The 18,610-nt window shown below is 61.6% G+C and carries 14 protein-coding genes and 1 riboswitch; of the genes, 10 read left to right on the plus strand and 4 right to left on the minus strand.

All coding sequences use genetic code 11. From position 1 onward, the window contains the following. Positions 1-58: 58 nt before the first annotated feature. Complete coding sequence (locus ACTRWK_RS07535; RefSeq protein ID WP_037944896.1) at positions 59-1,105, minus strand: rod shape-determining protein; 1,047 nt, start codon at positions 1,103-1,105, stop codon at positions 59-61. A 174-nt stretch (positions 1,106-1,279) separates the two neighbouring features. On the opposite strand from ACTRWK_RS07535, the gene ACTRWK_RS07540 reads away from it, so the two are divergent. Together ACTRWK_RS07540 and ACTRWK_RS07545 are read left to right on the plus strand one after the other, a co-directional pair. Continuing rightward, positions 1,280-1,864 carry a VOC family protein gene (locus ACTRWK_RS07540; protein WP_037943171.1) on the plus strand — a complete coding sequence of 195 codons (585 nt, stop codon included), beginning with the start codon at positions 1,280-1,282 and terminating at the stop codon, positions 1,862-1,864. 145 nt (positions 1,865-2,009) lie between these two features. Next, on the plus strand, positions 2,010-2,873 hold the full coding sequence (locus ACTRWK_RS07545) for a porin (protein ID WP_037943172.1): 864 nt from the start codon (positions 2,010-2,012) through the stop codon (positions 2,871-2,873). An 83-nt stretch (positions 2,874-2,956) separates the two neighbouring features. On the opposite strand, the gene ACTRWK_RS07550 is transcribed toward ACTRWK_RS07545, so the two are convergent. After that, positions 2,957-4,528 (minus strand): 2-isopropylmalate synthase, encoded by a 1,572-nt coding sequence (locus tag ACTRWK_RS07550; protein ID WP_005851337.1) that lies wholly within the window; start codon positions 4,526-4,528, stop codon positions 2,957-2,959. 265 nt (positions 4,529-4,793) lie between these two features. Here ACTRWK_RS07550 and ACTRWK_RS07555 point away from each other — a divergent pair, with 265 nt between their 5' ends. After that, entirely contained in the window at positions 4,794-5,459 is a 666-nt protein-coding gene (locus ACTRWK_RS07555) for an SDR family NAD(P)-dependent oxidoreductase (RefSeq protein ID WP_289081809.1), read from the plus strand. Further along, a complete protein-coding gene (locus ACTRWK_RS07560) occupies positions 5,453-6,982 on the plus strand; it encodes a cryptochrome/photolyase family protein (RefSeq protein WP_289081808.1) in 1,530 nt (509 codons plus the stop codon). Before ACTRWK_RS07555 ends, ACTRWK_RS07560 begins: the two co-directional genes overlap by 7 nt. Here the strand turns inward: ACTRWK_RS07560 and ACTRWK_RS07565 are convergent. Further along, positions 6,979-8,502: a 2-isopropylmalate synthase gene (locus ACTRWK_RS07565; RefSeq protein WP_289081807.1), complete on the minus strand. Its 1,524-nt coding sequence runs from the start codon at positions 8,500-8,502 to the stop codon at positions 6,979-6,981. The two genes, ACTRWK_RS07560 and ACTRWK_RS07565, sit on opposite strands and share 4 nt — an antisense overlap. Positions 8,503-8,675: 173 nt before the next feature. Between ACTRWK_RS07565 and ACTRWK_RS07570 the strand changes: the two genes are divergently transcribed. From ACTRWK_RS07570 to ACTRWK_RS07580, 3 genes are all read left to right on the plus strand, one after another. Then, positions 8,676-10,334: an NAD+ synthase gene (locus ACTRWK_RS07570; protein WP_462843859.1), complete on the plus strand. Its 1,659-nt coding sequence runs from the start codon at positions 8,676-8,678 to the stop codon at positions 10,332-10,334. A gap of 77 nt (positions 10,335-10,411) precedes the next feature. Further along, positions 10,412-11,737, plus strand: a complete 1,326-nt coding sequence (gene gltX / locus ACTRWK_RS07575; RefSeq protein WP_005851347.1) for a glutamate--tRNA ligase — start codon at positions 10,412-10,414, stop codon at positions 11,735-11,737. Positions 11,738-11,833: 96 nt separating this feature from the next. Continuing rightward, complete coding sequence (locus ACTRWK_RS07580; RefSeq protein WP_289081805.1) at positions 11,834-13,231, plus strand: MATE family efflux transporter; 1,398 nt, start codon at positions 11,834-11,836, stop codon at positions 13,229-13,231. Here the strand turns inward: ACTRWK_RS07580 and ACTRWK_RS07585 are convergent. Then, entirely contained in the window at positions 13,211-13,765 is a 555-nt protein-coding gene (locus tag ACTRWK_RS07585; RefSeq protein ID WP_168592801.1) for a gamma-glutamylcyclotransferase family protein, read from the minus strand. The genes ACTRWK_RS07580 and ACTRWK_RS07585 overlap by 21 nt on opposite strands. 152 nt (positions 13,766-13,917) lie before the next feature. Beyond that, positions 13,918-14,004: riboswitch (glycine riboswitch) on the plus strand. Positions 14,005-14,157: 153 nt separating this feature from the next. On the opposite strand from ACTRWK_RS07585, the gene gcvT reads away from it, so the two are divergent. The 3 genes from gcvT to gcvP all read left to right on the plus strand — a co-directional run bounded on the left by gcvT (position 14,158) and on the right by gcvP (position 18,572). Then, positions 14,158-15,282: a glycine cleavage system aminomethyltransferase GcvT gene (gene gcvT / locus ACTRWK_RS07590; protein ID WP_289081804.1), complete on the plus strand. Its 1,125-nt coding sequence runs from the start codon at positions 14,158-14,160 to the stop codon at positions 15,280-15,282. Between the two features lie 19 nt (positions 15,283-15,301). After that, complete coding sequence (gcvH, locus tag ACTRWK_RS07595) at positions 15,302-15,661, plus strand: glycine cleavage system protein GcvH (RefSeq protein WP_037943184.1); 360 nt, start codon at positions 15,302-15,304, stop codon at positions 15,659-15,661. Positions 15,662-15,728: 67 nt separating this feature from the next. After that, a complete protein-coding gene (gene gcvP, locus ACTRWK_RS07600; RefSeq protein WP_462843860.1) occupies positions 15,729-18,572 on the plus strand; it encodes an aminomethyl-transferring glycine dehydrogenase in 2,844 nt (947 codons plus the stop codon). Positions 18,573-18,610 lie beyond the last annotated feature (38 nt).

An 18,610-nucleotide genomic window follows, 5' to 3' on the forward strand; every position in this document is an offset into this window, starting at 1 on the left:
TTCCCACCGCGAGGGCAGCGCCGTCCTGCCGCATCCCGGGCTATTATAGCTGAGCTGATTAGCTGTCGTAGTCGATGGCGTGGCGCAGCTGCTTTTCATACTCCAACGCTTTGCCGGTGCCCAAGGCCACGCAGTTCAACGGTTCATCCGCCACGGAAATGGCCAGCCCGGTCTGTTCGCGCAGCGCCAGATCCAGATCGCCCAGCAAGGCACCGCCACCGGTCAGCATGACGCCACGGTCCACGATGTCAGCCGCCAGATCGGGCGGGGTGGTTTCCAGCGCGGTCATCACCGCCTCGCAGATCTGCTGCACAGGCTCGGCCAGCGCTTCGGCGATCTGCGCCTGGGTCACTTCGATCTCTTTGGGGACACCATTCAGCAGGTCGCGCCCGCGGATCTGCATCGAGGTGCCGCGCCCGTCGTCGGGCATCCGTGCGGTCCCGATAGAGGTTTTCACCCGCTCGGCGGTTGTTTCACCGATCAGCAGGTTCTGCTGGCGACGCAGGTAGCTGATGATCGCCTCGTCCATACGGTCGCCGCCCACGCGGACAGAGCGTGCATAGACGATATCGCCCAAGGACAGCACCGCGACCTCGGTTGTGCCACCCCCTATATCGACAACCATGTTCCCGGTCGGATCGGTGATCGGCATGCCCGCCCCGATGGCCGCTGCAATCGGTTCGGCAATCAGGCCGGCGCGGCGTGCGCCCGCAGACAGCACCGACTGACGGATCGCGCGTTTTTCAACAGGCGTCGCCCCATGCGGCACGCAGACGATGATCTTGGGCTTCGAGAAGGTCGACCGTTTGTGCACCTTGCGGATGAAATGCTTGATCATCTCTTCGGCGGTGTCAAAGTCGGCAATCACGCCCTCGCGCATGGGGCGGATCGCTTCGATGCTGCCGGGGGTCCGGCCCAGCATCAACTTTGCGTCTTCGCCCACGGCCAGCACCTTTTTGACGCCGTCCTTGACGTGATAGGCGACAACCGAAGGTTCGGACAGGACGATGCCCTTGCCTTTGACATAAACCAAGGTGTTCGCGGTCCCGAGGTCGATGGCCATATCGGACGAGAACAAACCACGGAATTGATCAAAAACGGACATGGGCAGCAGGACCTTGCAAAAATTCATTTTGGCCCGTCGACTCTGACAAGTCACGGGCTAAACGGCTTATAGGCCGATGAGGTCAAAGACGAAAGGGGGGTTGACCTTTGTGGTGGCATGATGCCGCCACCGCGCTATGGTTTGCGGCAAGCCGGACAATAGGGGGAGAGAGAAATGCAGAAGATTCAAGTTATTGGTGTGCATCACATTACGCTGATGGGCGCGGACCGTCAGACCAGTATCGACTTCTGGGAGGGTCTGCTGGGCATGCCGTTCATCTTCGACCAGCCAAATCTGGACGATCCCGACGAAGGGCACCTGTATTTCGATCCCGGCGACGGCCGGTTGATCACGATCTTTACCAATGAAAACCGCAAACCCGTCTACAGTCGCACGCCGACGGATGCGGGTTGCGTGCACCATCTTGCGTTCGAGGTCGACCGCGCCATGTTTGATCAAGTGCTCGACCGGCTCAAGGAGCGGGGGATCGGCAATTCGGGCGTGAAGGATCGCGGGTTCATGCATTCGATCTACTTCAAGGATCCGCTGGGGTTCCTGATCGAACTGGCCTGCTACACCTTCATCCCGCCGCGCGGATCGTCCCACGCGGAAGTGATGCTAGAGGCGCATAAGCTGCGCGTCGCACGCGGAGATCACCATATCGAACGCCAGCATCTGGCCGATGCCACAGTGATGATCGTCGAACGCTCGCAACGGTCGCTGTCAGAGGATCGCAGCCCCAAGGATCCCTATCGCTAAAGGGCGGCGGGCAGCGGTTCAGGCGGGTCAAAAATACCACAAGTAAACGGATCGTAACGGCGGTTTCGCTTGGGTGTTGCGGGCGGATTCCGCTGCGCCTAAGAGCCATGGTACGAGCAACCGTAAATTGTGCGAAGGAACCAGCATGATCCGTAATATTTTTGTCGCCTCGCTTCTGAGCGTGACCGCAACCGCAGCTGCTGCCGAACTGACCTATGGCACGGCTTTCGCGAAATTCCACGACTTCGATGTTGACGGCGCAGGCACGATCGACGTGAAATCCTTTGGCGGCGGCATCGAATACCGCTACGACAACTTCATCTTCTCGGGAGAGCTGTCGAACATCTCTATCGAGGGCGTCGATATCGATCTGGGCACAGTGGGCGTTGAATACGCTCTGGCCAACGGCTTTAACATCGGCCTCGACTATTCGCGTTTTGACATCGAAGGCTTCGACGCGGATGTCACCAGCCTGTTCGGGTCCTATCAGTCCGGTGCGCATACCTTTGGTGCCGCGATCGGTGATTCCTCCGATCTGGACGACATGACCTTCAGCATCTTCGCCGCTTGGGATGTCACCCCCACCGGCACCGTCGGTCTGGATCTCGTTCACATCGAAGACGAGACGCTTTACGCCGCCTATGCCGACTATGACGTCGCGCAATACAACGTGCAGGCCGACCTGCTGAAACTGGATGATCTGAGCGTTGTCGCTGTCGCAGGCGGCTATGAATTCGCCAACGGCTTCTCTGCCATCGGTTCTGTCGGGTTCCTGGATCTGGGCCCCGAAGACGTGCGGTCGATCACCATCGGCGGTCAGTATGAATTCACCCCCGGTGCGAACGTAGAGCTGGCCTTGGGCCGTCTGGACTTTGACAGTGGCGAGGACGTGGACCAGCTGACTTTCGGCGTGAACTATGAACTGGGTCGCCGTACCTCCAAACGTCGTTCGCTGGGTAACATCTTTTCAAGCGCGACCGGTACTTTTGCGGGTCTGACCGATTTTTAATCTGCGCTGACAGAACACCGGATACAGAAAAGGCCCCCGACGTCGGGGGCCTTTTTGCGTTCGCGGGGGGAAGAACGGGCGGGTTAGCCCACCACGTCTTTATAGCTGATCTCGCGCTTGTCGGTGCCGCCTTTCTCGCGGCGCACCAACAGACGGTTGAGCGCGTGGATATAGGCGCGGACCGATGCGACCACGGTGTCTGTGTCCGCCGACTGACCGGTCACGATGCGGCCGTCTTCCTCAAGCCGGACAGAAACGGTGGCCTGCGCGTCGGTGCCTTCGGTCACGGCGTGCACCTGATACAATTGCAAGCGCGCGCTGTGATCGACCAGTGCCTTGATGCAGTTGAACGCGGCATCCACAGGCCCGTCACCGGTTTGCGAGGTAGAGGTTTCCGCACCATCCACCGTCAGCGACATCTCTGCCTTCTGCGGGCCTTCGGTGCCACAGACGACGGTCATGCTACCCAGCACAATGCGGTCGCTTTCAGGATCGGTGGCGGTGCGCATCAAGGCGATGAGATCGTCGTCGTAGATCTCTTTCTTGCGGTCGGCCAGTTCTTTGAAACGGACAAACACATCCTTGAGCTGGTTATCCCCCAGTTCATAGCCGAGGTTTTCCAGCTTCGAGCGTAACGCCGCACGTCCCGAGTGTTTGCCCATCACGATGTTGGTCTCGGTCAGGCCCACGTCTTCGGGGCGCATGATCTCGAAGGTCTCGGCGTTCTTCAGCATACCGTCCTGATGGATGCCGCTTTCATGCGCAAAGGCGTTCTTGCCGACGATGGCCTTGTTGAACTGAACGGCAAAGCCCGAAACAGCGGCAACGCGGCGCGAGATATTCATGATCTTGGTGCTGTCGATCTTGGTCTGGAACGGCATGATGTCATTGCGCACTTTCAGCGCCATCACGACCTCTTCCAACGCGGTGTTGCCCGCGCGTTCGCCCAAGCCGTTGATCGTACATTCGATCTGGCGCGCGCCCGCTTCGACGGCGGCAAGGCTGTTGGCAGTCGCCATGCCAAGATCGTTGTGGCAGTGCGTGGCAAAGACGATCTCGTCCGCGCCGGGGACATTTTCCAAGAGCTTGCGGATCAGATCAGCGCTTTCGCGCGGTGCGGTATAGCCGACGGTATCGGGGATGTTGATCGTGGTCGCCCCCGCCTTGATCGCGATTTCGACGACACGGTACAGGTAATCAAGCTCGGTCCGCGTGGCGTCCATCGGCGACCATTGCACATTGTCGCAAAGGTTGCGTGCATGGGTCACCGTTTCGTGGATGCGGTCGGCCATTTCGTCCATCGTGAGGTTCGGAATGGCGCGGTGCAGCGGCGAGGTGCCGATAAACGTGTGGATGCGGGGCTGGGCCGCGTGTTTGATCGCCTCATAGCAACGATCAATGTCGCCGAATTGTGCGCGGGCCAAGCCGCAGATGACCGAGTTCTTCGACAGTTTCGCGATTTCGCTGACGGCGGCGAAATCCCCTTCGGAGGCGATAGGGAAACCGGCCTCGATAATGTCGACGCCCATCTCGTCCAGCAGGCCCGCGATCTCGATCTTTTCGGCGTGGGTCATGGTGGCGCCGGGGGATTGTTCGCCGTCGCGCAATGTCGTGTCGAAAATCAAGACGCGGTCTTGTTGTGTGGTATCTGTCATCGTTTGGGTTCTTTCATTCTGCTGTATAAATCCGTGGCGCGCGGCACATCCCTCTGAGCGGGCGCGCCGGATGGCACGCTCAGAGGCGGATTAGCAGCAGTAGGTTGGCACGCAGGAAAGTCGCGCAGCGGCGCGGCAGGATCGCAATATGATCGGCGTGTGTCATGGCGACAAGTTATACCCGTGCATTCGCAAATGGGAAGGGTTTTTCTGCGCCCTTTTTTCCGCGCTTGAAGGGGGGCTGTTTTCCGCTACCTCCCCTTGCATGAAACAGGTTTTGATCATCGGGGCGTCGGGCGGTGTGGGTGCCGCCTTGGCCGCCGCTTACGAGGCGCGTGGCGATGCGGTCACGCGGCTGTCACGGTCGGTCGATGGGTTCGACATCACGGACGAACGCAGTGTGGACCAGCACTTGACCGCGCTGAACGGGCCGTTTGATGTGGTGCTGGTGGCCACAGGCGCGCTTGAGATTGACGGGGCCGCACCGGAAAAGACGATCAAATCCATCAGCCAAAAGGCGATGTTGGACCAATTCGCGTTGAACGCCGTGGGCCCTGCACTGGTATTGCGCCACGCGGGCGACCTGCTGCGGCGGGACGCGCCTTGCGTCTTTGCCGCATTCTCGGCGCGGGTGGGGTCGATCGGCGACAACCGCATCGGCGGCTGGATCAGCTACCGCAGCGCCAAGGCGGCGGTGAACCAGATCGTGCGCACCGCCGCGATCGAACTGGCGCGCAGTCACAAGAGCAGCATCTGCGTCGCCCTGCACCCCGGCACGGTCAAGACCGCCTTTACCGCGAAATACCTTGCCCGCCATCCCGCTGTCGCACCGTCGGAGGCGGCGGAAAATCTGCTGGCTGTGATCGACGGGCTGACGCCTGCGGACACAGGCCAGTTCTTTGACTGGGCCGGAAAGCCGGTGCCATGGTAGGGCGCTTGGTGCTGGTTCTGGGCGACCAGCTGACAGAAACGCTTAGCGCCTTGGCGCAGGCGGATAAGGCGCGCGATACCGTCGTGATGGCCGAGGTCGCGGACGAGGCGGCCTATGTCCGGCATCACCCCAAGAAGATCGCCCTGATCTTTGCCGCGATGCGCAAGTTTGCCCATGCGTTGGAACAGGACGGCTGGAAAGTCGTCTATACGCAACTGGACGATACGGATAACGCGGGTTCTATCGTGGGGGAATTGCTGCGTCGCGCAGCGCAGACGGGGGCAAGCGAGGTGCTGGCGACAGAGCCGGGGGAGTGGCGCTTGATCGACAAGCTGAAATACGCCCCGCTGAAGGTGCATCTGCTGCCCGACGACCGCTTTCTTGCCACTCATGCAGAATTCGAGGCATGGGCCGAAGGCCGCAAAGCGTTGCGGATGGAGTATTTCTACCGCGAAATGCGCGGCAAGACCGGCCTGCTGATGGAAGGGGACCAACCCGCTGGCGGCAAGTGGAACTTTGACCACGACAACCGCAAAGCCGCGCCCGAAGATGTCACCGTAGATGGCCCCCTGCGGTTCGACCCCGATGCCACGACGCGCGAAGTGCTGGAGCTGGTTCAAGCGCGTTTCGGCGATAACTTCGGCGCGCTAGAGCCGTTCTGGTTCGCCACCACCCGCGCCGAGGCGCTGCAGGCGCTCGATCATTTCATCGCGAATGCCCTGCCGCGGTTTGGGGACTATCAAGACGCGATGCTGAACGGGAATGAATTCCTGTATCACGCGATCCTGTCGCCCTACCTCAACATCGGGTTGCTGAATGTGACCGAGATTTGCGAGGCCGCTGCCAACGCCTATGCCGCAGGACACGCGCCGATCAATGCCGCCGAAGGGTTCATCCGGCAGATCATCGGCTGGCGCGAATATGTGCGGGGCATCTATTTCCTTGAAGGGCCGGACTATACCGCCCGCAATATTCTGGGGCACGACCGCGACCTGCCGTGGTTCTACTGGGGTGGCGAAACGCGGATGAACTGTGTGGCCAAGGCCGTGGGGCAGACCAGGACCCAAGCCTATGCGCATCATATCCAGCGGCTGATGGTGACGGGCAACTTTGCCCTGCTGGCGGGGATTGATCCGGCGCAGGTGCATGAGTGGTATCTGGCGGTCTATGCCGATGCCTTTGAATGGGTAGAGGCCCCCAATACCATTGGCATGAGCCAATTCGCCGACGGCGGCGTCATCGCGTCCAAGCCCTATGTCTCGTCCGGGGCCTATATCAACCGCATGTCGGATCACTGCAAAAGCTGCCACTATTCTGTCAGCGCAAAGACGGGTGACACCGCTTGCCCGTTCAACCTGCTTTACTGGCACTTTCTGGACCGCCATCGCGACCGGTTCTCGAACAATCCGCGCATGGGCAATATGTACCGCACGTGGGACCGGATGGACGCCGACAAACGCAAGACAGTTCTGGCCGAAGGCGATGCGTTGCTCGCCCGTCTGGACGCGAGCGAGGTGATCTAGCCGTCGTTGCTTTCGGCCTCGTCCGTACTGTCGGCGGGTGCCTCTGACGGAGTCTCGGCGTCTGCCGGGGCCTCATCCGTGGCGTCAGGCGTGGGTGCCGCCTGTGTATCCTCGGCAGGGGCTGTGCCCGCTTCTTGCAGCGCGCCGTTGACCCACTGGCCCGAGACTTCCTCGCCCGATTTATAGCGCATGGTGCCCTGACCCTGACGTTTGCCGCCCTCGAACGCGCCTTCGTAGATGTCGCCGTTAGGGTAGGTGGCGGTGCCGGTGCCTTCGATCTCTCCGCCGGACCACTGGCCGTCATAGGTGAACCCGTCGGGCATGGTGATCTTGCCGGTGCCGTCGCGCAGCCCGTCGACAAAGCCGCCGGTATAGACGGTGCCATCGGGATAGGTCGCGGTGCCCATGCCGTTGCGTTGGCCGTCTTTCCAGCTGCCGTCATACTTATAGCCGTCGGCATAGGTCATCACGCCCTGACCGTCATTGCGCGCGTTCTTGAACCCGCCCTCGTAGACGATGCCGTTGGGGTAGGTCGCGCGGCCTTCGCCTTCGATCACGCCCGCGACCCATGACCCTTCGTAGGTTGATCCGTCGGGATAGGTGATCTTGCCCTCCCCATCGGCCAGATCATCGCGGAAACTGCCCTCGTAGACAGAGCCGTCGGGGTAGGTCACCTTGCCTGTGCCTTCGATCTGCCCGGCAACCCATGATCCGGTGTAGACATAGCCATCTGTGCCGGTGAACGTGCCCTGACCCTCGCGGCGGTCGTCCTCGAAGCCGCCCTCGTAGGTGTCGCCATTGGCATAGGTCACCTTGCCCGTGCCCTGGCGCTGACCGGCGACCAGATCGCCTTCGTAGACATCGCCATTGGGTTGGGTCAGCGTGCCGGTGCCGTCGATCTGCCCGTCTTTCCACTGGCCGGTATAGGTCAGCCCGTCGGGCATGGTCAGCGTGCCCGTGCCATTGCGTTCGCCATCGGCGATGTCACCGTCATAGAGCGCGCCATCGGGATAGGTGATCTTGCCCACGCCCTGCTTGACGCCATCGACCCAGTCGCCCTGATACTCGTACCCGCCGGGGGATTGCATGACGCCCTTGCCGTGGTGGTTGGCATTGCGGAACGACCCTTCGTAGCGCACCCCGTTGGCATAAAGCGCGATGCCCTGACCGGTGATCGCACCGGCCTCCCATTCGCCCTCATAGGTGCCGCCATCGGCAAAGGTGATCTTGCCAAAACCGTCCGGTTTTCCCTTTTCAAAGTTGCCCTCGTAGACGGACCCGTTGGGGAAACGCGCGACGCCTTTGCCCTTGATCTCTCCGTCCACCCAGGCGCCTTCGTATTCATAGCCGTTGGGCAGCGTATAGGTGCCGGTCCCGTGCTGTACGCCGTCCTTGAACGTCCCCTCATAGACGCCGCCATCGTCGTATTGCTTGCTTTGAACCTCGCCGTCCTGCGCAAGCGCGGTGAAGGGCAGCAGCCCAAGGCAAAGGATCAGCGGGGTCAGGGTCAATTTCGTCATACAGCAACTTTCAAAAGAGAGTGCGGCCAAGAGCGGCGGGCGAGTTTGTTAACGCTTAGCCTATTCAATGGCCTGCAAGGGGGCAATCGTCTTTTGCCCGGCGGTGCGCCTTGGCCTTTCACTTGGCGCGTGATCTGCTACATCACTTGCGTAGATTATCGAAGGACCGCCCTATGACATCGCGTTTTCGCATCACGCTTGGCCAGCTGAACCCCACCGTCGGGGATCTGGCCGGAAACGCAGACCTCGCGCGTGAGGCCTGGGCGCAGGGCAAAGAGGCAGGCGCCGATCTGGTTGCTTTGCCCGAGATGTTCCTGGCCGGGTATAACGCGCAAGATCTGGTGATGAAGCAGGCGTTCCAGCTGGATGTGATGACCCACCTCGAAGCGCTGGCGGCTGATTGTGCCGACGGGCCCGCGCTGGCCATCGGTGCGCCCTGGGTCGAAGGGGCCAAGCTCTATAACGCCTATCTGATCCTCAGAAACGGCAAGATCGCCAGCCGTGTCTTCAAGCACAACCTGCCGAACGAGACCGTGTTCGACGAGGTGCGCATCTTCGACAGCGCGCCTTTGGGTGGGCCGTACGCCGTTGGCGATACCCGCATCGGCAGCCCGATCTGCGAAGACGCATGGCACCCCGATGTGGCCGAAACGTTGGCCGAAACCGGGGCGGAGTTTCTGTTGGTGCCCAACGGGTCGCCCTATTATCGCGGCAAATTCGAGACGAGGTTGAACCATATGGTCGCCCGCGTGGTCGAAACTGAACTGCCGCTGATCTACCTCAATATGGTGGGCGGTCAGGATGATCAGGTCTTTGACGGGGCGAGCTTTGCGCTGAACCCCGGCGGCAAGCTGGCGTTCCAGATGCCCGCCTTTGACGCGCAGATCGCGCATGTCGATCTTGAACAGACCCCCGAAGGCTGGCGCGTGGTCGAGGGCGAGAAGGCGCATATGCCGTCGAACCTTGAGCAGGACTACCGCGTCATGGTGCAGGGCTTGCGTGACTACATGGGCAAGACCGGGTTCAAGAAAGTGCTGCTGGGCCTGTCGGGCGGGATCGATTCGGCGATTGTGGCGACGATCGCTGTGGATGCGCTTGGCGCCGATAATGTGCGCTGCGTGATGCTGCCCTCCGAATATACCTCCCAAGCCTCGCTGGATGATGCTGAATCCGTCGCCAAGGCGCTTGGCTGCCGCTACGACTATGTGCCGATTGCGCAGGGCCGTGCCGCGATCACCGATACGCTGGCCCCGCTGTTCGAGGGCACCACCCCAGACCTGACCGAGGAAAACATCCAGTCGCGCCTGCGCGGTTTGCTGTTGATGGCGGTCAGCAACAAATTCGGCGAGATGCTTTTGACCACGGGCAACAAGTCAGAGGTGGCGGTGGGCTACGCCACGATCTATGGCGACATGGCGGGAGGCTATAACCCCATAAAGGATATGTATAAAACCCGCGTCTTCGACAGCTGCCGCTGGCGCAACGAGAACCACCGCGACTGGATGAAGGGCCCGGAGGGAGAGGTGATCGCGCCGCGCATCATCGACAAGCCGCCCTCGGCCGAGCTGCGCGAGGATCAGAAAGACAGCGACAGCCTGCCCGACTATCCCGATCTGGACGCGATGCTGACGATCCTTGTGGATGACGACGGGTCCATCGCCGATTGCGTGGCAGCGGGCTTTGACCGCGAGGTTGCCAAAAAGGTCGAACACCTGCTCTATATCAGTGAATACAAACGGTTCCAGTCCGCCCCCGGTCCGCGTTTGACCAAGGGCGCGTTCTGGTTGGACCGCCGCTATCCCATCGTGAACCGCTGGCGCGACCCCAGTTGACCGCGCGGGCGACGCTGCACGTTATCTAGACAATGGTGCCGCGCTGTGACAAGCCAGCGGCCAATCAGGAGAACCCAATGACCATCACCCGCTTCGCCCCGTCCCCGACCGGCTATATCCACGTAGGCAACCTGCGCACGGCGCTGATGAACTATCTGATCGCCCGCAAGAACGGCGGAGAGTTCATCCTGCGGATCGACGACACCGATCCGGTGCGCAGCAAGGAAGAATACGTCGACGGTCTGAAAGAAGACCTGACATGGCTGGGCCTGCATTGGGACCGCGTTGAGCGTCAGTCCGAACGGTTGGACAAATACCACGCCGCCGCGGACGAGCTGCGCAAGATCGGGCGTTTCTATGAAGCCTGGGAAACCCCGACCGAGCTGGACCTCAAGCGCAAGAAACAGCTCAACATGGGAAAGCCGCCGGTCTATGACCGCGCCGCGTTGAACCTGTCGGATGCGGAAAAAGCCAAGCTGCGCGACGAACGCGGCCCCGGCGTGTGGCGTTTCAAGCTGGATCAGGAACGGATCGAGTGGAAAGACGGTATCCTGGGCGATATCTCGATTGATGCGGCGTCGGTGTCCGACCCTGTGTTGATCCGCGGTGACGGGCAGATTTTGTACACGCTGGCGTCTGTGGTCGATGACACGGAAATGGGTGTGACCAATGTCGTGCGCGGGTCCGACCATGTGACCAACACGGCGACACAAATCCAGATCATGCAAGCGCTTGGCGGCACCGTGCCGACCTTTGCGCACCATTCGCTGTTGACTGGCCCGCAGGGCGAAGCGCTGTCGAAACGTCTGGGTGTGCTGGCGCTGCGCGACCTGCGCGAACGCGGTGTGCATCCTTTTGCGCTGCTGTCGACAATGGCGCGCCTGGGCTCTTCGGACCCGATTGAACTGCGCACCGATATGGAGAGCCTGATCGACGGTTTCGACATCGAACGCTTCGGCTCAGCGCCGACCAAATTTGACGTCGAGGACCTGTTCCCCATGACTGGCCGCTATCTGCAGACCCTCCCGCTTGAGGCCGTCGCAAGCGACATCGCCGCCCTCGGTGTGCCCGAGGATAAAGCCGCGCTGTTCTGGCAGGTCACCCGCGAAAACATCACCACGTTGCACGATCTGAAAGGTTGGTGGCAGATGTTCAGCGAAGGCGCAGAGCCTGTGATCGCGGACGAGGATAAAGAGTTCGTCGCCGAAGCCTTGGCGCTTCTGCCCGAGGGCGAGTTTGACGAAAGCACCTGGGGCACATGGACGGCCGCCGTGAAAGAGCAGACCGGCCGCAAGGGCAAGGGGCTGTTCATGCCGCTGCGTCTGGCGCTGACTGGCAAACCCCACGGCCCCGACATGGGCGCGGTGCTGCCATTGCTGCAAGTCGTGAAGGCACGCGGGTGAAACGGGCCGGGTTCACGGGCGCAAGTTCGGGAGCCTTCGGCGAGAGTTTATCTGGCAAAATGAAGCCGCTGTCGGCTGATATAGGGCGCGTCCATCATGGTTGATGGGCGCGCCAAATTTTTGTCGGGCAATCTGTTCGGGCATGTCGCCAATATGTCTTTGCTGGCCTCTGTCGGGCTGGTGGCGGTGTTTCTTGTCGATTTCGTCGACATGATTTTCATTTCTATGTTGGGCAAGGCAGAGCTGGCGGCGGCCATCGGCTATGCCGGTGCGATCTTGTTTTTCACCACCTCCTTCGGGATCGGATTGGGCATCGCGGCGGGGGCCTTGGTCGCGCGGGCCTTGGGGCAAGACAACGCGCAGCTCGCGACAGAGAGGACGACCCATGCGCTGTGCTATGGCGCGGTCTTTGGCGTGATCTTTGCGCTTTGTGTGTTCCTGTCGCTGGATGTGCTGGTCGGCTGGGTCGGCGCAGGCGGTGAGACGGCGGCGCTGGCGGTGGATTTCCTGCAGATCGTCGTGCCGTCGGTGCCATTTCTGATGGTCGGTATGATGGGCAGCGCGATCCTGCGGGCCCATGGGGATGCACGGCGGGCGATGATGGCGACGATCGCGGGGGGCATCGTGAATGCCATCCTCGATCCGATCCTGATCTTTACCTTTGATCTGGGCCTGACCGGTGCGGCCTGGGCGTCTTTCGTGGCGCGGGTGGTGATTGCCTATACCGCCCTGATGCCGATTGTGCGCCACTATGGCGGGATCGCGATGCCGCGCCCCGCGGGGCTATGGCGCGATCTGATGCCCGTCTTGTTCATCGCGGTGCCCGCCATTCTGACACAGGTCGCCACGCCGGTGGGGCAGGCCTATGTGACCCGTGCAATGGCCGCCTATGGCGAGGATGCTGTCGCAGGCATGGCGATTGTCAGCCGCATGATGCCCGTTGCCTTTGCCGTGATCTTTGCCCTGTCGGGGGCGGTGGGGCCGATCATCGGGCAGAACTTTGGCGCGGGCGATCTGGGGCGGGTCAAGCGGACCTATGCCGCGGGGGTCAGTTTTGCCGCTTTGGTGATCGTCGTCATCTCGGCCGCGCTGTTTGCGTTCCGCGCGCCGCTGGCGGCGATGTTTGATGCGCAGGGGATCACCTTGACGTTAATCTATCTGTTCTGCGGGCCGCTATCCCTGGCGTTCTTCTTCAACGGCGTGTTGTTCGTGTCGAATGCGGCGTTCAACAATATGGGACACCCCTATTATTCGACCGTGACCAACTGGGGCCGCAACACGCTGGGGATGATCCCGCTGGTCTGGGGTGGCAGCCTGCTGTTCGGGGCCCCCGGTGTACTGATCGGGCAGGCGGCGGCGGGGGTGCTCTTCGGGGCGCTGGCCTGGGTGCTCGCGCGGCGGATGATCGCGCAAGGCGGGCAGCGCAAACGCGCCAAGCCCGAGGTTTTCGCCCGTGACGGGCGGTTGATGTCGCTACTGCACCTGCGCCGATAGGCGGGACAGATGCTGGTCGACCAGCGCGGTTTCCTGCGCGGTAAGCTCTTGCGCGCGCGGGTATTTTGGCGCGGCGCGATCGTTCAGGATCGGCGTATCCCAGCCCCGCGTCGTGTCAAAGAAGCGCTGCACCCCGTCGATGCCATATTCGCGCAGGAACCCCTGCACCACCACATCAAGATAGCTGAGCAGGATGGTATGGTCGCCCGATGTCACATGGGTGTCTGTGGGCACGGAATAATGCGCCATATCTGGGGCCGGGATGATGTCATGCACCACCGCCCCGTTCGACCCGATGCGATCATAATTGGTTTCGCGCGTATCCAGCGCCACCCAGTCGGCACCGGGGACCGCCGCGATCAACCCGTCGATCACGGTGCCCTCTTCGGGCAGCACGCTCAGGAACACATGCGCGGCACCTTCGATGCGCACCCAAAGCCGGTGCCAGCCGCGAAGCTGCGCCGGACGGGCGTCTGGATAGGCGTGGGTATTGCGGTTTACGAGGCTGCCGTAGCCGAAGAAATATGGTGTCATGCGGGTGTTTTGGCGCCGCTGCGCGATGATGTCCACATCTTGCGCGCGCCGCACCCGACGTGCTGCCCAATATCGCGGCGCCGGATGAAAGTTTTCGCGCCGCCCTGTCAACTTTGCTTGACGCAGCGCCGCGTTCCGGCATAGCACTTGCCCACACCGTTACGGGAGAACTGGCGCAAGCCGGTGCCGAAGGAGCAACCGCCCCGGAAACTCTCAGGCCAAAGGACCGCAACGGGACCTAACAACTCTGGAGAGTGACGCGACAGCGTCCGCCGAAGGGATAACGATCTCAGGCGAAAGGACAGAGGGGGCATTTGACAGGCTGCATTCCCGCGGTCTGCTGGGTGCCAGTATGGTCGATGGCCTTCTGGATAGGGAAAGGCCGCGTGACCATGAGCGATTTGCAACAGACACCGCTATACGATCTTCATCTGGCACTGGGGGGCAAGATGGTGCCCTATGCGGGCTATTCCATGCCTGTGCAATATCCGATGGGCGTGATGAAAGAGCACCTGCACACCCGCGCCGCAGCGGGCGTTTTTGATGTCAGCCACATGGGGCAGGTGATGGTGACCGGCCCGTCGTGGGACGCCGTGGCGCTGGCGTTCGAGACTTTGGTGCCGATGAATGTGCTGGGGCTGGAAGACGGGCGGCAGCGCTATGGGTTTTTCACCAATGACGCCGGCGGGATCGAGGATGACCTGATGTTCGCGCGCCGTGGGGATGACCTGTTTGTTGTGGTCAACGCCGCCTGCAAGGATGCCGATATCGCACGCATGAAGGCGGCGTTGGAGCCAGAGATCACCGTGACCCCGATCACCGACCGCGCGCTGGTGGCGGTGCAGGGCCCTGCGGCGGGGGCGGCTGTGGCGTCGCTTGATGCCGCTGCGGACGGAATGCGGTTCATGGATTTCGGCACATTGACGCTTAACGGGGTAGAGGTCTGGGCCTCGCGGTCGGGCTATACCGGCGAGGATGGCTTCGAGATTTCGGTGCCGGAGGCCCACGCCGAAGCGCTGGTCCGCCGGCTACTGGAGGTCGAGGGTGTGGAACCCATCGGTCTGGGCGCGCGGGATTCGCTGCGGCTTGAGGCGGGCTTGTGTCTTTATGGCAATGACATCGACGCGGGCACCAATCCGGTAGAGGCCAGCCTGACCTGGGCGATCCAGAAAGCGCGCCGCGCCGGTGGTGAACGCGCGGGCGGCTACCCCGGTGCCGATGCCGTTCAGGCGGCGTTCGACGATGGTGTCGGCCGCAAGCGTGTCGGTCTGGCCCCCGAAGGCCGTGCGCCGATGCGCGACGGGACACCGCTGTTCGACGCCGCGACAGGGGGCACACAAGTGGGCGAGGTCACCTCGGGCAGTTTCGGGCCGACGGTAGGCGGGCCTGTCGCAATTGGCTATGTCAGTGAGGCGCAGGCGGGTATTGATACGATGCTGTGGGGCGAAGTCCGTGGCAAGCGTCTGCCGGTGACTGTGGCCAAGCTGCCCTTTGTTGCGGCGAATTTTAAAAGATAATCTAGCGAAGGATGAAAGAATGAAGTTTACCGAAGAGCACGAATGGCTGCGGGTTGAAGGCGACGAGATCGTCGTTGGCATCACCATTCACGCCGCTGAACAACTGGGCGACGTGGTGTTTGTCGAACTGCCCGACGAAGGCACGACCGTCAGCAAGGACGACGAGGTCGTCGTGATCGAATCCGTCAAGGCTGCGTCTGATATTTTGGCACCGATCGATGGAGAGATCATCGAGGTCAACAGCACGCTGTCCGATAACCCCGCGATGGTGAATGACGATCCGCAGGGCGATGCGTGGTTCTTCAAGATGAAGGCGTCCGATCCGAGCCAGATGGACGAGTTCATGGACGAAGCCGCCTATCAGAAGTTCATCGGGTAAATCCCGCTGCCCCCGTCGGAGCCTCCGGCGGGGATTTTTATACCATTTGGAAGAGGGGCCCCGCGCCATGGTTTTCAAACCGACCGAATATTTGCCGTATGATTTTGCCAATCGCAGACATATCGGGCCGTCCCCGGCAGAGATGTCGGACATGTTGAAAACCGTCGGCGCACAAAGCCTTGGCGCGTTGATCGATGACACGATGCCCGCGCAGATCCGCCAGAAAGAGCCGCTGGATTTCGGCAAGCCCATGTCAGAGCGCGAAGTGCTGGAATACATGCGCGTGGTGGCGGGCAAGAACAAGGTGCTCACCTCGTTGATCGGGCAGGGCTATCACGGCACGGTGACGCCGCCTGCGATCCAGCGCAATATTTTTGAAAACCCCGCATGGTACACGGCCTACACCCCCTACCAGCCCGAGATCAGCCAGGGGCGTCTTGAGGCATTGCTGAACTTCCAGACCATGGTCAGCGATCTGACCGGGCTTGAGGTCGCCAATGCGTCCCTGCTGGACGAGGCGACGGCCTGTGCCGAGGCGATGACCATGGCGATGCGCCTGTCGAAATCGAAGGCCAAGGCGTTCTTTGTCGACCGCGATTGCCACCCCCAGAACATCGCCGTGATCCAGACTCGGGCAGCCCCGCTGGATATCGAGGTGATCATCGGCGACCCTGACAAAATGGACGCGAGCGCTGTCTTCGGGGCGCTATTCCAGTACCCTGGCACCTACGGCCATGTGCGCGACTTTACCGACCATATGGCCGCGCTGCATGAGGCAGGTGCCTTGGGCGTCGTATCCGCTGATCCGATGGCGCTGACGTTGCTGAAAGAGCCAGGTGCCATGGGGGCCGATATCGCCGTCGGGTCCACCCAGCGGTTTGGCGTGCCCGAAGGCTATGGCGGTCCGCATGCGGCTTATATGGCATGCAAGGATGCCTATAAGCGCGCAATGCCGGGGCGGATTGTGGGCGTGTCAGTCGATGCGCATGGCAACCGCGCCTACCGTCTGTCCCTGCAGACCCGCGAGCAGCACATCCGCCGCGAAAAGGCGACCTCCAACGTGTGCACGGCGCAGGCTTTGCTGGCGGTGATGGCGTCAATGTATGCGGTGTTCCACGGGCCCGAGGGGCTGAAGGCTATCGCGCAGCGCATCCATCGCAAGGCGGTGCGTCTGGCGAACGGGCTGGAGGAGGCCGGCTTTAAGGTCGATCCCAAATCCTTCTTCGACACGGTGACGGTTGATGTCGGCCCCTTGCAGGCCGCGGTCATGAAATCCGCAGTGGACGAAGGCATCAACCTGCGCCGCGTCGGTGAAACACGTGTCGGCATCACGCTGGACGAACGTACGGTGCCCGAGACGATCGAAGCCGTCTGGCGCGCCTTTGGCATCCGCCGCAGCGACGAGACATTCGAGGCGCAGTATCGGTTCCCCGATGATATGCTGCGTGAAAGCGCTTATCTCACTCATCCGATCTTCCACATGAACCGCGCGGAGACCGAGATGATGCGCTACATGCGCCGTCTGGCCGACCGCGATCTGGCGCTGGACCGCGCGATGATCCCGCTGGGGTCCTGCACGATGAAGCTGAACTCGGCTGCGGAGATGATGCCCGTCAGCTGGCGCGAGTTTTCGATGATCCACCCGTTTGTGCCGCAGGATCAGGCGCTTGGTTACAAGCATATGATCGACGACCTATCGGCCAAGCTGTGTGACATCACCGGGTATGACGCGATTTCCATGCAGCCGAATTCCGGCGCACAGGGGGAATATGCGGGTCTGCTGGCGATTGCGTCCTATCACCGTGCCAACGGGCAGGGGCATCGCAACATCTGCCTGATCCCCATGTCGGCCCATGGCACCAACCCCGCCAGCGCCAATATGGTCGGCTGGAAGGTGGTCGTGATCAAGACGGCGGCCAATGGTGACATCGACTTGGATGACTTCCGCGCCAAGGCGGAAAAGCACAGCGAGAACCTTGCCGGTTGCATGATCACCTATCCATCCACCCACGGCGTATTCGAGGAAACCGTGACCGAGGTGACCAAGATCACCCATGACCACGGTGGGCAGGTCTATATCGACGGGGCGAATATGAACGCGATGGTCGGTCTGGCGCGTCCGGGCGATGTGGGCGGGGATGTCAGCCACCTGAACCTGCACAAGACCTTCTGCATCCCGCATGGGGGCGGTGGCCCCGGCATGGGGCCGATTGGCGTGAAATCACATCTCATCCCCCATGTGCCCGGTCATCCGAACGGCGGTGAAGGCGCTGTTTCGGCGGCGCCCTACGGATCGCCATCGTTGCTGCCGATCTCGTGGTCATACTGCTTGATGATGGGGGGTGACGGGCTGACGCAGGCGACGCGGGTGGCGATCCTGAACGCCAACTACATTGCCAAGCGGCTCGAAGGGGCGTTCGAGGTGCTGTACAAAGGGCCGACGGGACGCGTTGCACATGAATGTATCTTTGACGTGCGCCCGTTCGAGGACAGCGCAGGCGTGACGGTGGATGACATTGCGAAACGTCTGATCGACGCCGGCTTCCATGCGCCAACGATGAGCTTCCCTGTCGCAGGCACGCTGATGGTCGAGCCGACCGAGTCGGAAACCAAGGCCGAGCTGGACCGTTTCTGTGATGCGATGCTCGCGATCCGTGACGAGATCCGCGCGATTGAAAATGGCGATATGCCGCGCGAGAACAACGCGCTGAAGAACGCGCCGCACACGGTCGAGGATCTGGTCGGCGAGTGGGATCGTCCCTACACGCGCGAACAGGGCTGCTTCCCCCCCGGTGCGTTCCGCGTCGACAAATACTGGCCTCCGGTCAACCGTGTCGACAACGTGCATGGCGACCGCAACCTGATCTGCACCTGCCCCCCGATGGAGGAATACGCAGAGGCGGCTGAGTAAGCTGTTCCCTATATATGCGATCGAACGGGCGCGGGGGA

This window comes from Sulfitobacter sp. G5_S2_6_S6 (assembly GCF_054968505.1).